11 protein-coding genes and 1 tRNA gene are annotated in these 14991 nt (G+C 39.5%); 10 read left to right on the top strand and 2 right to left on the bottom strand.

Annotated features, from left to right (window positions below; all coding sequences use genetic code 11):
• The first annotated feature begins 4 nt into the window (after positions 1 to 4).
• The 6 genes from FA047_RS15265 (at position 5) to FA047_RS15290 (ending at position 7045) form a co-directional block, all read left to right on the top strand.
• Positions 5 to 1519, top strand: coding sequence for a SusD/RagB family nutrient-binding outer membrane lipoprotein (locus FA047_RS15265; RefSeq protein WP_136836939.1), 1515 nt, complete (start codon positions 5 to 7; stop codon positions 1517 to 1519).
• A 4-nt stretch (positions 1520 to 1523) separates the two neighbouring features.
• Positions 1524 to 2282, top strand: coding sequence for a hypothetical protein (locus FA047_RS15270; RefSeq protein WP_136836940.1), 759 nt, complete (start codon positions 1524 to 1526; stop codon positions 2280 to 2282).
• 5 nt (positions 2283 to 2287) lie between these two features.
• Positions 2288 to 3925, top strand: a complete 1638-nt coding sequence (locus FA047_RS15275) for a PKD domain-containing protein (protein ID WP_136836941.1) — start codon at positions 2288 to 2290, stop codon at positions 3923 to 3925.
• 6 nt (positions 3926 to 3931) lie between these two features.
• On the top strand, positions 3932 to 4978 hold the full coding sequence (locus FA047_RS15280; protein ID WP_136836942.1) for a glycosyl hydrolase family 18 protein: 1047 nt from the start codon (positions 3932 to 3934) through the stop codon (positions 4976 to 4978).
• Between the two features lie 110 nt (positions 4979 to 5088).
• Positions 5089 to 5304 carry a hypothetical protein gene (locus FA047_RS15285; protein ID WP_136836943.1) on the top strand — a complete coding sequence of 72 codons (216 nt, stop codon included), beginning with the start codon at positions 5089 to 5091 and terminating at the stop codon, positions 5302 to 5304.
• Between the two features lie 37 nt (positions 5305 to 5341).
• A complete protein-coding gene (locus FA047_RS15290; RefSeq protein ID WP_225872751.1) occupies positions 5342 to 7045 on the top strand; it encodes a S41 family peptidase in 1704 nt (567 codons plus the stop codon).
• Between the two features lie 3 nt (positions 7046 to 7048).
• Here the strand turns inward: FA047_RS15290 and FA047_RS15295 are convergent, their stop codons facing one another.
• Together FA047_RS15295 and FA047_RS15300 are read right to left on the bottom strand one after the other, a co-directional pair.
• The gene (locus tag FA047_RS15295; RefSeq protein ID WP_136836944.1) at positions 7049 to 7378 is read right to left on the bottom strand and encodes a 2Fe-2S iron-sulfur cluster-binding protein; all 330 of its coding nucleotides are present in this window, start codon (positions 7376 to 7378) and stop codon (positions 7049 to 7051) included.
• A 2-nt stretch (positions 7379 to 7380) separates the two neighbouring features.
• On the bottom strand, positions 7381 to 8391 hold the full coding sequence (locus FA047_RS15300) for an NAD(P)/FAD-dependent oxidoreductase (RefSeq protein WP_136836945.1): 1011 nt from the start codon (positions 8389 to 8391) through the stop codon (positions 7381 to 7383).
• 129 nt (positions 8392 to 8520) lie between these two features.
• Between FA047_RS15300 and FA047_RS15305 the strand changes: the two genes are divergently transcribed.
• The 4 genes from FA047_RS15305 to FA047_RS15320 all read left to right on the top strand — a co-directional run bounded on the left by FA047_RS15305 (position 8521) and on the right by FA047_RS15320 (position 14986).
• Entirely contained in the window at positions 8521 to 9270 is a 750-nt protein-coding gene (locus FA047_RS15305) for a UDP-2,3-diacylglucosamine diphosphatase (RefSeq protein WP_136836946.1), read from the top strand.
• A gap of 98 nt (positions 9271 to 9368) precedes the next feature.
• The gene (prfA, locus tag FA047_RS15310; protein WP_136836947.1) at positions 9369 to 10442 is read left to right on the top strand and encodes a peptide chain release factor 1; all 1074 of its coding nucleotides are present in this window, start codon (positions 9369 to 9371) and stop codon (positions 10440 to 10442) included.
• A gap of 97 nt (positions 10443 to 10539) precedes the next feature.
• Positions 10540 to 10613 (top strand) — tRNA-Asp (locus FA047_RS15315).
• A 1391-nt stretch (positions 10614 to 12004) separates the two neighbouring features.
• Complete coding sequence (locus FA047_RS15320) at positions 12005 to 14986, top strand: SusC/RagA family TonB-linked outer membrane protein (RefSeq protein WP_136836948.1); 2982 nt, start codon at positions 12005 to 12007, stop codon at positions 14984 to 14986.
• Positions 14987 to 14991 lie beyond the last annotated feature (5 nt).

The following is a 14991-nucleotide window of genomic DNA, read 5'->3' on the forward strand; positions in this document are numbered from 1 at the left end:
AGAGATGAAAAATATTATAAAAACAATTCCGGTGCTGCTTCTGGTTGTAGCCACTTCATGCAGCAAGCTGGACATTAATGTCAACCCGGTTAATCCGGTTACGGCCCCCACAAGTTTAAGGTTGCCGGCAATTTTGGGAAATATGGCTTATCATAATTACTCCCATGCACGTTTTTCAGCATACCACGCTTTTTATATCACAAATCGTTTGAATACGAGTAAGATAGAAGCATTGTGGAATTATAACGACGTTACCCGTTTGGGTGCCTGGAGATGGCATTATTTTGATGTGGGCAGCAACTGCAAAGGGATGATAGAGACCGCGCAGATTGAAGGTTCTTACAATTATATGGGTGTTGGTAAGATCATGCTGGCCTATTCTTACCTGACGGCTACAGATTCTTTTGGCGATATGCCTTTCAAGGAAGCTTACAGCGGCAGTTTTAACCCTGTGTATGACACTCAGCAGGCAGTGTATGAGGGAATTGCTCAGTTGCTGGAAGATGGATTAGCTGACTTGGCTAAGGCCGGCCCTTCTGATAAAAGAATGGACGCGACGTCAGACCTGATCTTTCAGGGTGACGTTTCAAAATGGGCAGCTTTTGCTAAGGCTGTAAAGGCCAGGATGTATTTGCATACAGCAAATTTTGACAATGGATATGACAGGACACTGAATACTGTAAATGATGCCTTAAATACATTTAGTGATGCGATTTTTTATTATCCAAAGGGTGCGACGAGGGAATGGGAAATGAATTTGTGGGGACCTAAAGTTGCGAGTCCGGAATGGAATTTTGCAGATATAAGAAATAGCCTGGTAGAATCTATGCATACGGACTTTCTGATGAATTATCTGACCGTAAATGAAAATGGACTGGTGCATGACCCAAGGTTATATAAACTGACTACTCCGGGAGCAAATAATAAATATTTGTCGGCCAGAGCATCTGAAGGAACCTCTACGGCCGGATTGCCAACCGGAACTACAATGGCTGATTTTGCCAACCTGTACAATGGATTCTGGACAGCAAATGATTCACCATTGCCTTTCATACTAAAAGAGGAGCTGTATTTTATTAAAGCTGAAGTTGCCTTTAAAAAAGAAGATAAACCAACCGCTCATGAAGCTTATAAGGCAGGGATTGAAGCGAACTTAAGAAGACTAGGAGTATCTGAACAAGACATTACAGCTTATATGGGCAGTTCAAAAGTTATCTCAAGTGCAGGCAATTTGAAAATCAGTGACATTATGATGCAAAAGTATGTTGCCTTGTACCTGCAGCCTGAGACCTGGGTAGATATGAGAAGATATGGCTATAGCGCTACTGCTTATCCGGGTATTTATTATCCTAAGAATGCATTGGCGGAATGGCAGGGTAAATGGATACAACGTTTGCCTTATGATAAACAAACGGAATACATCTACAATCCCAGAGAGATAGAAAGATTAGGTGCGGGAGCGAGAAGCTGGACATTTACTCCTGTTTGGTGGGCAGAGCAATCACAATTAAAAAACTAACGGTATGAAATTATATAAGATATTTTTAGTCGCGGTGCTGGCCATGTTTGTGCTTGCCTGCAAGAAAGAGAGTCCTATTGAGGATATTGTTGGCAGCAGCAATGACGACCATAGGGCATCTCTGCGGGTTACCTTAAATAACAGGACTCCTGCTTTGGGAGATTCCATTGTAATAACCGCTTCAACCTGGCATGTGAGTGATCAGATTGCTAAAGTTGAATTTATCAGGACTGCGGTAGAAAAATATGCAGTTAACCTGGAACTGAACAATACTTCCCTTAATAGCTGGATAGATGATAAGACACCTGCTTTTCTGATAGTGGATTCACTGCATAAAGAAGAAGTATGGCGTACGGTCGACAAGAGTGACCTGAACCGGTATTTTGAGACACTTTCAGATTCTTACGTGATCCGTGAAGCCTATAAAGAGTTTAAGCAAGCGGATGCTAAGGATGCTGCTTTGATCAATGCAATCAGTGAAGAGGGATTTAAATCCCTTAAGGACCTTTTGTCGAGGAGTATCAATGTTCTGGATTACAAAGCATTGTTTCCAGCTGCTCCTGCAGGAGATATCAGCGGAGCGTCGTTGACGGCTGCAGGTAAGGAGAATCTGAATAAGAACCTGACCAAGCAGCTTTTGATTAGCAATGCGCTAAAGACTGCTACAAAAAAAGGAGATCTGATTGTGACGCTGAAAGTAAAAGTTACTGCTCAGAAATCTGCTGTAAACGAGGTAATTAATGTTTTTCAGACTAAGTATTAAGCATTATGAAAAAAAGATATTTATTGTATTTCTTCTCGCTGTTCCTGTCTCTGGCAGGCTGTAAAGACGATGAGATTACCAGGATTGAACCTACCGGTGATTTTAACGTGCACTTTGATTTTCCTCAGGGAGAAATTACTGCGCCAACTAAACTGATCCTGGTAAACAGGTCGAGGTTTTCGGAGAAGTTTTTATGGAAATTTCCAAATGGGAAGACGCTCAGTAAACAAGGGCTTTCGGAAGGCGCTACCAGTGAAAAGGTTGTGCCGGATACACTTGTTTACGCCATTCCGGGAAATTACAAGGTCACGCTTGTGGCATGGCAGGGGGGCAGAGTGGATTCCATCACTAGAGAGATCAATGTGGTTAAGATGAAGCCAAGGATTGTTGTTCCTGAGAATATACTGGTATTGGGTGAATTTGAATTTAAAGGACTGGCATTTAAATTTCCTGATAAGAACCTTACGTTCTCCTGGGATTTTGGTGAGCCTGGGTTGACTTCCACACTACAAAATCCGAAGGTTATCTTCAAAACCGAAGGTATACATACGGTGAAGCTAACTATAAATGACGGAGAAGAAACGCTGGTGACAACAGTGCAGGTAAACGTAAAAGGAGAGCTGGCGAAGATACTGTACTTTACTGATGTGGTGACCAATAAGATCTATAAATATGCCCTAACCACCAATGAGGCCACGAGAAAGGTAGAGCCATTGAGTATAACTACGGGTGTGAATCCATTTGGTTTGAGTGTATATAATGGAAGGCTTTACGTAAACGAGCCGGGCAACATCATCAAATTTCCTAGTGGTGCTTTACCGGAAACGGTAGCCTGGCAAAATGGCGACGGGCAGATTTATTCTGTAGATCTGGAAGGAAAGGATAAAGTGGTATTGACTCAAAACACCGGACTTTTCACAGGAGCGGGTACAGGTTACCAGATTGATCCGTTTAACCATGCGATAGATCAGGCTGGAATGATGTATTTCGTGATTAGAAATAACGGTATCAGGACGGTGTCTACAACTGCCAAGCAGGTGCAATATCCGGGAGCATTTATAACCCCTGCGCCGGCGGATAATGGTGGAACCAGCGTGAGTACCTGGGTAGACGGAGCGATCAGGATTGTAAAAAATGAAATATGGATGTCTAAGGCCTCGAGTGCCGGTAAAGCCATCTTTGTTTATAGGAAAGACAAGACCTTTTCTAAGAAAATAGATATTAACAGTGCAGTTAAGAGCTTCGTGGTAGATACAGTGGGCAACAAGATCTATTTCACGAGTAATTTTGGGACTAAGGGATTGTTTAAGTGTAATTTGGATGGTACCAATGTTCAGCTGATCGATGATCTGGCAAATTTCTCTAACCAGGGAGGTGCTAATGAGCAGACCTTTGTAACGGGAATGGCGCTGGATATCAGGCCGGGCGATGCCAATGGCGGCTATTTGTACATTGGATTCAGGCATAATGATACCATTAAGGAGAATGTCGCTCCTGCTAATCCTAATGCTTCGACGGTAAATGCAGCGGAGAAGGATAAGTCGGGCATTTACAGGTATGAGCTGAACGGCAGTAATGCGAAGACTTTCCTGATAAAAGGTTATGCTCCATATGGTTTAGCAATAGACAACACATTAAGGTAATTACATATGAAAAAGATACTATATTCACTGACTTTATGTCTTTTGATCCTGCAGGCATGCAAGAAGGACATTGCTGAAGTTCCGGATAACTACAATACGGGTAATACTGTGGTCAGGCAAAAGCCTGCAACCCCTTATGTGTCCAATACTGATTTTAAAATAGTAGCCTACTATGCGGAATCAAGAGAGCCGGATTCTATAGAACTCAGGAAGTATAAGATGATTACGCATTTGCATTATGCATTTGCCTACCCTAACGCAGATGGTACAATAAAAGCTATTGCGAAACCGGCGAATTTTCAGAAAATGAAACAAATGGCGAAGGACAATGGAGTGAAATTCGCCGTCTCTATTGCCGGCGTTTCAGCAGCTGAAAAGGAAATCTATGAGAACCTGGTCAGGGATCCTTCCCTGAGAAAGAAGTTTATCGCGAATATTGTGAGTTTTGCGGTTAATAATGATCTGGATGGAATAGATATCGACTGGGAATACCCTACGGCAGACCGGGGGAATCAGATAACCTACGAGGCATTTATGAAGGATCTCTCTGCGGAACTGCATGCCTGGCATAAATATTTGAGTGCTGCGGTAACTGCGGGAGTATACGCAGGAGGAATAAGAGATGGCATTACGCTGGGGGCTGTGGAGGCAATGGATTTTATCAATCTGATGGCCTATGATGGTGCCAATTATAAAGGCAATCCGAATCATTCATCCCTGATATTGGCTCAGGATGTGTTGAACTACTGGATCACCCAAAAAGGAATTCCTAAGGCGAAAGCAGTATTGGGTATGCCAGCTTATGGTAAGAACTCGGCGAATACTGCAATTACTTTTAGAGATCTGCTGAGACAGGGCGCTGACCCTAACCTGGAGTCTTTCACTGTTTCAGGATCTGTATACTATTACAATGGAGTTCCATTGGCAAAAGAAAAGGCTTTGTTGGCTAAATCGTCTGCTAACGGCATGTTGATGTGGGAGTTTTATCAGGATTCAAACGGGGCGAATTCATTACTAAAGGCTGTAAATGACGCCTTAGTCCGAGCCTATTGATAATTGCATTTTTTATTCAGACCCCGGTTGGCAGCGGCCGGGGTTTTTGTTGTAAAAATGCATACATAGCTCTGATAAATTTTCCTATTTTTGCCTCAAAGTATTTATTTATGGCAAGTTTTACACTTACTCCTGAAACCTGGAAAAAGGTTAAGATCAAATTTTTAAGAAAATATCGTGATTTGGCTCAAGTAAATCTTTCTTTTACTCCTGGTCAGGAGGATCAGCTGGTTCAGCAATTGATGGATTTGGTGAAACGGGATAGGGATTATGTTGAATTTACAATAAAAAAGGCACTTGCTGACCCTGAGGGGAATAGATTATAGTTTTTTTGTGTATTTTTATATCTAAACGGATTCGTGCATGATGAAAAAATACAAACTCGCCGCCGCATTTGCGCTTATCGCTTTTGCTTCTTTAACATGGTCCTTCAAGGAAGACTTGTTTTTGGTATCGAAGAACCTTGATATTTTTGCTTCTTTATATAAGGAGATCAACATCAATTATGTTGATGAAACCAATCCTTCAGATTTAATGCGTACCGGCATAGATGCTATGCTTGACGGGCTTGATCCTTACACGGAGTATGTTCCAGAATCGGAGATTGAGGATTATAAACTAAAGTATGTGAGTACACAATATGGAGGTATTGGTGCCAGTACGCTGTTTATAGAAGGGAAGTTGTTTGTTAATGAAGTGAGTCAGGGCTACCCGGCAGATAAAGAAGGAGTGAAGCCGGGGGACCAGATTGTAAAGATCAATACAAATGAGGTTAAAGGCAAGGACCGTAATCAAATCAGTCAGCTTTTACGCGGTCCGAAGGGATCGTCTGTTGACCTGCTGGTCATCAGAGATGGGGCTGTCATCAGTAAGAAGCTAACCAGGGAAGAGATTAAGCAGCCTAACGTGTCTTATTCAGGCATGACGGACAATAACATTGCTTACATCCGTCTGGATAAGTTTCTTGAAAATTCCGCTCAGGAGGTAAGAGAAGCTGCGGTTGCTTTGAATAAGCAGCAACCTAAGGGTATGATTCTTGATTTGAGGTATAACGGCGGTGGTATTTTGCAGGAGGCAGTAAAGATTGTAAACCTGTTTATCAATAAAGACATCACCGTGGTGACTCAGAAAGGGAGAAACCCTCAGAAAACCGTTACTTATAAAACCTATAGCGACCCGTTATTACCACAGATGCCCCTGGTTGTTTTGGTAGGAGGTTCATCTGCTTCAGCTTCTGAAATCGTAGCAGGAGCCTTACAGGATTTGGATAGAGCAATTGTAGTTGGGCAGCGGAGTTATGGTAAAGGTCTGGTACAACAGACATTTAATTTGCCTTACAATAGTCTTGTTAAGGTTACAGTAGCGAAATACTTTACTCCATCAGGGAGATGTATCCAGGCATTGGATTATGCCCATAGGGATGCGAATGGGAAGACGCTTAAGTTTGCAGATTCTGTGGCTAATAAATTCAATACAAAGGCAGGCAGAAATGTCTATGACGGCAATGGTGTGTATCCGGATGTGGTGGTGGCCAACTCAAAACCAAGCCCTGTTACGATATCTATCGTGAGCAAGAATTTGTTCTTTGACTACGCCAATGATTTTAAAAAGAAAAATAAAACTATAGCGCCAGCTGAGAGCTTTCAGTTGAGTGACGCCGATTATAATCAGTTTGTGTCTTCGCTGGCCGGAAAGGATTATTCTTATACCTCACGTACAGAAAGATTGTTGTCGGATCTTCGAACAGAAGCTGAAAAAGAGAATAAACTGGCAGCTGTTAAAGCTGATCTGGATGATTTGAAGACTAAGATGCTTGGAGCTAAGAGAACAGATTTGCTAACCTATAAGCATGAAATTAAGAAAGTATTGGAGACTCAGATCGTAAGCCGTTATTATTACGATAAAGGTAGAGTTATACAAGCATTTCAGTATGATAAAGAATTGGCGGCTGCTAAATCTTTGTTGGTTAATTCTACTAAAATGCTTGCTATTTTGAAAGGTGAGGGTGAGTATAAAATTATAGGCAACCCCACCAAAACAGTTACTGCCGCTGCGGTTGAAAATTAAGCTTTATTCTGCGTGATGAAGTTTGACAACCAAGCCGTCCATGGCCGGGTTTAATTGCAGTTGGCAGGCCAGCCTTGAATTTGGTAACAAATCCGGCAGGGTGTCAAGCATAGCATACTCATCATCGGTCATTTCATTGAGTTTTTCTTCGCCTTCGAGTACATCTACACAGCAGGTCGCGCAAAGTGCCATTCCTCCACAAGTAGCAAGTATATCATACTCACAAGCTTTAAGGTATTCCATTAGGCTGAGTCCCATGTCTACAGGAGCTTCAAGAGTTGTACGGCTGCCGTCCGAATTTTGGACGTGTAGGGTAATGTTATTTTCTTCCATGTTTAAAATTCTGATACACCGTTTACAGTAGTGTATTTCATGGTGTATTTAATTCCCGGGTTCATATATTGATATGCGCTATGGCTCATTAAAGCTGCTTCGTGGAAACCACAAAGTATCAGTTTTAATTTATTTGTATAGGTATTGATGTCGCCAATTGCATATATACCAGGGATATTGGTTGAATAATCATCTGTATTTACCTCTATTGCACTTTTGCTGATGTTTAGGTTCCATTGCTCAATAGGTCCTAATTTAGGACTTAAGCCAAACAAAGGAATCAGGTGATCAGCAGCAACGTTGGTAGCCTCTAATGTTTTGTTGTGAACGATTTCTACATTTTCAAGTTTTCCTGAGCCAGATACAGAGTTAAGGTTGCTGTTTAAGATCAGGTTGATTTTACCACTTTCAGCTAATGCCATTACTTTGTTTACAGAATCAGGCGCGCCACGGAAGCTTTCGCTGCGGTGTACCAGTGTTAATTCCTCTACGATATCAGCAAGGAAGATGGTCCAGTCCAGGGCAGAGTCGCCCCCACCTGCAATTACCATCTTTTGTCCGCGGTATTGCTCCGGATCAAGGATCATATAATTTACCCCTCTGCCATTTTCAAATTGCTCAAGACCGGCTACCGCTGGTTTACGAGGTTCGAAACAGCCTAGTCCGCCTGCAATTACGACCACCTTGGATTCTATAATTGTACCCATGTTTGTGGTCAGTACAAAATCCCCTTCACCACGTTTTTCTAAACCTTCTATACGTTCACCTAATGTAAAACCAGGATGAAAAGGTTTTCCTTGTTCCATCAGGTTGTCGATTAGTTCCTGAGCCAATACTGTCGGGTAGCCAGGGATGTCGTAGATTGGTTTTTTAGGATATATTTCAGATAGTTGTCCACCCACCTGAGGCAAATAATCAATTAAATGACAACGCATCTTCAATAATCCAGCTTCAAAAATTGCAAATAAACCTACGGGTCCGGCGCCAATAATGGCTATATCAGTAGAAATCATGTGTTTAAAATTTGTGCGAATTTACGAACTTTTGTTATCAATAACGATTCTATTTGTTAATATTCTACATAATCTGTAGAACTTCTGAAATGAAACCTGGTTGATATTTTGTTTATCTTTGTTTTATTGATGACTAAGAACATATATTTCGCCTCTGATTTTCATTTAGGCTCTCCTGATTTTGAGGAGAGCAGAAAACGTGAAGATCGCATCGTTAGATGGTTAACTTACATTGAATCAAGCTGTAGTGAGCTGTTCTTGATGGGAGATATATTTGACTTTTGGTTTGAATACAAGACGGTTGTTCCCAAAGGATTCATTCGTTTGCAGGGTAAGCTTGCGGCTATGGCTGACGGCGGAATTAAGATTTACTTTTTTAAGGGGAACCACGATATGTGGGTCGATGATTACTTTATCAAGGAAATTGGAATTGAAATTGTAAGCGACGAATTGGTTATTGAGCGGGCGGGGAAAAGGTTCTTTTTACATCATGGTGACGGATTGGGGCCGGGTGACAAGAAATATAAGTTGCTAAGAAGGGTTTTTAGAAATCCTGTTTGTCAATGGCTGTTTTCGCTAATCCCTCCAAGAATTGGTCTTGGAATAGCAAATGGCTGGTCCGGACATAGTAGAGCTGCTAATAACAAAGAAGAAGTGTTTTTGGGTGAGGAAAATGAATGGCTGGCGATTTATGCAAGGGAGCAATTGTTAAAACAACATTATGATTACTTTGTATTCGGACACAGGCATTTGCCACTTGAAATAAATCTGACTGCAAATAGTAAATATGTAAATATAGGAGAGTGGATTAATTTTAACTCTTATGCCGTATTTGATGGTAATGAATTAAGTCTTAAGTATTTTGAGAAGGTTAATTAAAAAAGCTGTAATTTTGCTGCCCGAATAAAAATCATGCATTAAGTGTTCAATTATAACCAGATTGAGGCTTAATGATCATATAAGTTTCTGAAAAAGATATGTTAGAAAAATTAGAAGCAATTAAACTGCGTTGGGAAGATGTTGAGGAGCAGTTAAGTAATCCTGATACCATGCAGGATATGAAGCGTTTTGCGGCTTTGAATAAAGAGTATAAAGATCTTGGTAAAATTGTAGAGGAGTATAAGGTCTACAAGAATGTGATGAGCAACATTGAAGCGAATAAGGAGATCTTAAGCACAGAGAAAGATGCAGAGATGCGTGATATGGCTAAAGAAGAGCTTGATTTGCTATTGGTTCAGCAGGAGGAGATGGAGGAGAAGATTAGGCTGATGCTGATTCCGGTAGACCCTGAGGATGCCAAGAATGCAGTATTCGAGATTAGAGGTGGTACAGGCGGTGATGAAGCTGCTTTGTTTGCTGGGGATTTGTACAGAATGTACAGTCGCTTCTTTGAACAAAAAGGCTGGAAAGTAGAAACTGTTGACGTAACAGAAGGTACAGCCGGAGGCTACAAAGAGGTGATTTTAAAGGTGAGTGGCGAAGATGTTTACGGACAGTTGAAATATGAATCTGGTGTGCATCGCGTACAGCGTGTGCCAGATACAGAAACTCAGGGCCGCGTTCATACTTCAGCAGCCTCAGTTGCTGTTTTACCAGAAGCTGAAGAAATTGATCTTTATGTTAATCCAGCTGATATTGACCTGCAGACCTCACGTTCTGGTGGTGCGGGTGGACAAAATGTAAATAAGGTAGAAACTAAGGTGCAGTTGACGCACAGACCTTCAGGAATTGTAGTGGTTTGTCAGCAGGAGCGCTCTCAGTTGGGTAACCGGGTTATTGCCATGGAGATGCTGCGCAGTAAGCTTTACGATATTGAGCTGCAGAAAAAAAATGGTGATATCGCAGCCAGGAGAAAGACAATGGTGTCTACGGGAGACCGTTCAGCTAAGATCAGGACCTATAATTATCCTCAAGGCAGGGTTACTGATCACCGTATCGGATTGACGCTTTATAACCTGAACGGAATTATGGATGGTGGAGTTCAGGAGCTAATTGATGCATTGCAATTTGCTGAGAATGCAGAGAAGTTAAAAGAAGGTTCTGGAAATTAAGGACTTGCAATTATTTTAAAATAAATGTTGCAAAGTTGAATTAAGTGCCTATATTTGCAATCCCGAAACGAAACAACGATACAAACAACGGGAAAACGGACCGGTAGTTCAGCTGGTTAGAATGCCGCCCTGTCACGGCGGAGGTCGCGGGTTCGAGTCCCGTCCGGTCCGCAAAAGCCACTCAAACGAGTGGCTTTTTTGTTTTCAGGCCAATTCATCATGTGCGGAGTAACTGCACTTTTGTTCATAAATACTTGCTGTTTATTGAGCGGCGATATGCATGATTTTTAGGTCATCCTATCTATCATTGACTGGCTTTAATCGGTAGCAGTATCACTTAGTATTTAGCAGGCCGCTAATGCCGACGATTCGTCATTGTTTATGAGTTTTCCGGAGTCTTATTTTTCTTTATACCTTGGTGAGGTCAGGTAATTCATTGCTTTATTATTTTAGTAGGTATTATCGGAGCTGAACACATTGATTGTATTGTTGCCGTAGCTATTTCATGCCTTTTATGACAACGTTTTCATGAGAAATTTTTATCAATACTATATTTAATTTTAATCGTCTTGATCAATAAATAGTTATTAATCAGGTAATATATTACTTTGACTGTCCCATAGCCTAATGTAAAGTTTAAAAAAATTTGCATTGTATATTTATTCTGCTTTACTTTGTGAAAACGTTTTCATATCTGTTTTGCAATAAAGTGTAAAAACTGAATTAATTTTGTCAAAGATTCCAAAGGGCAGAATGTCCTTTTTAGTAGTTTAAACACAGATTTAAGACAGTGAAAAGTTGATTTTTCGTGAGTCTGTTATATCGTAAGCCTCCTTTTTGTTACTATTAAGGCGGTTTTTATGTAATGCAAACGGTTGTGTTGTTTTTTTGAATAGCATTGGCATTCTGCTTGCATCAACACTTTGTTTTTCTTCGTCTTTTCTTCTTTGAAGAAATTAATTGATCTATTTTGTGATTATCACAATATTTTTAACTCTTTATGGTTAATGAATCCAATTTTTTTTTAAGTAGTTCTTGTAAAGAAAGCTTCCGGTTAAAATAAATAGGGTAATTTGAATATCAACCGTTTGCGTTGATATTATATATAACATGTTAGACTTAATGTTATACTTTAGTTTTTGTATATTTAAATATGTGTAAGTTAATTGTTTAGGGAACAATAGTATTGAACATATATTTTATATAAATGAACAGAACAACCTAACCCAAAAAACCGACTATGAACCAAACCTTTACTTTAATCTTTTCGAAAACCGATTTACTCATCTTTAATAAATAAGATGACAGAGGTCATCGATTGCATGATCTCTCTTTCTATTGGTTATAACTAAATCTAAAACAAACTAATCGTTCTTAATGCATTTTTTTGCGCTAAGAATTAATATTAAACAATCCTAATCCAAATTCTATGTTCAAAAAAAATTACTCTTTGTCCTTTGGCGTTTCTATGGCCAATAATCTCAAATCGATGTAATTTCCAATTGGTATTTTAACAATCGAGATTATTTTTTAAACACTAAAACTTTAATTAAACTAATAAAATGGTTAAAATTTATACAAGCGTTTCTTTTACCTTGTTTTTATCTATTTTTGGATTACAATCTTTATATGCTAATAAAACGTGGCATAAGACATCAGACAAGAGCTATTTTGTTTTTCAGCAAGATACTACCAAGTCTAAGAAGGATTCATCCATTTATTCCATAAAAACAGATACAATTGGTCAGATGGTTAAAGCGTTGCAGAGATTTAAAACTGGACGTGATACCATAAATATTCGTTCTTCAGCTCCAGTTCCTAATTTGTCATTGCAACAAATAATTAAGGGAAATTTGGCTGGAGTATACGTGCAGGAGCCAAACGGAGAACCAGGTACTGAGCAAAGTATCATTGTTCAGGGAGCATCAGGCCTATTATTTACAAAAAGAGATATCTATGCATTGCAGCCGGCCGTTTATTTAAACGGCGTACCACTCGTACAGGATAATCCTTTTGCTTTTGATGTACAAAAATACGACTACAATAGAATTGGCCCCGCTACAAATTTGCTGTCACAAATTAATATTGAGAACGTACAGTCAATTACAGTAGTTAAGGATCCTTTTGAATTGGCTAAACTGGGCCCAAATGCTGCGAATGGAGCAATATATATCACGACAAAGAATGCAAGAGCAGGTCTTAAAGACATTAGCTTGAATTCTTATTTCGGTTACGTAACACCTCCTAATGTAAACACAGTTAACGGGGTTTATGAGAATAATTTCAGAAAGCCTTTTTATCAAAAATATGCAACTGCCGAGAATTACGATGGTTATGCATCTTACTTAAGGGACTCTACGAATACAGCCTACTATGGTCCGTCAAACTGGAATGATCTATATTATAAAAACACACCTACGTTTTCAGCTGATTTGGGGATTACCGGTGGTAGTGACAGAGCTAATTTTAGATTTTTTGGTTCAGGTACGAAGAATGCAGGTAATGCCGACGATACGAAGATCAATAGATACAATCTTTTCTTTGGAATCAATATGGCACCATTTAAATGGCTCACAGTTTCAAGTGTGGTAAATGCGGTTCGTTTAGATAGATTTAGAAATAAGAGTTTAAGAGATCGTTTTGCAGAAACCAGGTATATACCGGATTTGTCAAGTCCGTTATCTCCTAATGCAGCTATTTATAGCGGGTTCCTTACTGAGAATGATAAAAATGTTGATAACAACCGTTCTTCAATCCTAAATGGTAACCTTACGTTAAGTGCGAAAGTGAATAAAGTAATTCTTTCGACAAGCTTGATTTTTGATTATAATGAAGGTAGCAGGGATTATTTTACGCCTTCAACTTTAATGGATGGTGTTAGTTATATTTCTAACTATTTCGGTTATAGTCAACGCCTCATTATGAATAATGAGGCATCTTATAAATATACAATAGATAAGAAAAATACGATTGATTTTGAAGTAGGACAAAGTTTACAGGGAGATACTTATAAATATAATTACGCACGAGCTTACAATGGCCCTAATGATTATGTAAAGTTGAACCTGGTTAACGGTAATTCAGCAACAGGCGGATATTTAAATACTTTATCTTCTGGCGGATTTTATGTTTTCAGATATATTGATAAGGAAAAAAATAATTTGATGTCTATTTATGGCTCTGCAAAGTATAGCTATAATAACATTTTCGAGTTAAGTGCGATTCTTAGAAGAGATGGTTCATCAAACGGACAGCCAGACAGCAGATGGGTGACCACTCCGGCGTTTAATGCGAATTTCAATCTTAAGGAGCAATTTTTTAAAACCAGTACTACTTTTGACAAGTTAAACATTAGTGCAGGTTGGGGTAGAAGTATTAGAATTTTCCTTGATGACCGCTATGCTGCCGGACCTCAATATCGTTCAGAAAATGGATGGTTTGAGGAGCCAACAATACCTGGATACGGTGGTAGACTTGGAATTAACAGGCCTTACGACAGTGGTTTCATTGGATATGGAATTACATTGCCATATGCAGACAGAACCAATTTAACGATAGATGCATCTTTCTTTAATAACAGGTTGAATGCAGCAGTTACAGCTTATAACAGAGACGATAAAAATCAGATTATCGGGATTCCGGTGCCATTCGAGACAGGTTATGGTCTTACTCACAAAACGGGTATGAATATTAACAACAAAGGTCTGGAATTGATGCTAAACGGATTGGTGATCAGTAAGCCTAATGGAATAAACTGGAATACTAGCGTTAACTTAAATTACAATAAAAATGAGCTTAAGGCATTGCCGGAAGGTTTGACTGAAGTGATCAACGGCGACAACAAGTTAGTTGTGGGTAAGCCTGTAGGTAGTTTCTGGCTATATACTAACAATGGCATTTACGGTAGCAACGGAGAAGTTCCAGCAGGTAGAACATTTAATGGGATACCATTGAAGGCAGGAGATCCAAACTGGGTAGATTATAATAATGACAATAGGATAGACAGTAAGGACAAAGTCCTGACTGGTGACAGATTGCCAAAATTCATTGGTGGTTGGAATAACACACTTGCCTACAAAGGTTTTGATCTTAATTTTAATTTAATATTTGCGTTGGGACAAAAGGCGATGAATCAATATGAGTCAACCCGTTATGGATTTATCAACCGTGAAGCTGGAAATGATATCAACTCTGTTAAGGAAGTTTCTTCATGGCAAACATTTGATAATGAAAAAACTTATCCGATTTACAACCCATGGAGCGATGTTGATGCATACAGAGTAGATCAGGATTTATTCCTGGAAAATGCATCGTACATGAAACTGAGATCAGTAACAATAGGTTATGACTTTGGTAAAACGACGTTGTTTAAAAAATCAGGAAATTTCAGAAGAGCATATTTATATGCAACTGCTATGAACGTTTTTACAGTAACTAATTTTTCTGGTGCAGATCCGGAATTGGTAAACTATAACGGATATTATGATGGTGCGAATTTAACCATCCCAAGAACGTTTGTATTAGGTTTTAAATTGGATTTATAAAATAA

It is taken from the genome of Pedobacter frigoris (assembly GCF_005116445.1).
GTDB classification, from domain to species: domain Bacteria; phylum Bacteroidota; class Bacteroidia; order Sphingobacteriales; family Sphingobacteriaceae; genus Pedobacter; species Pedobacter frigoris.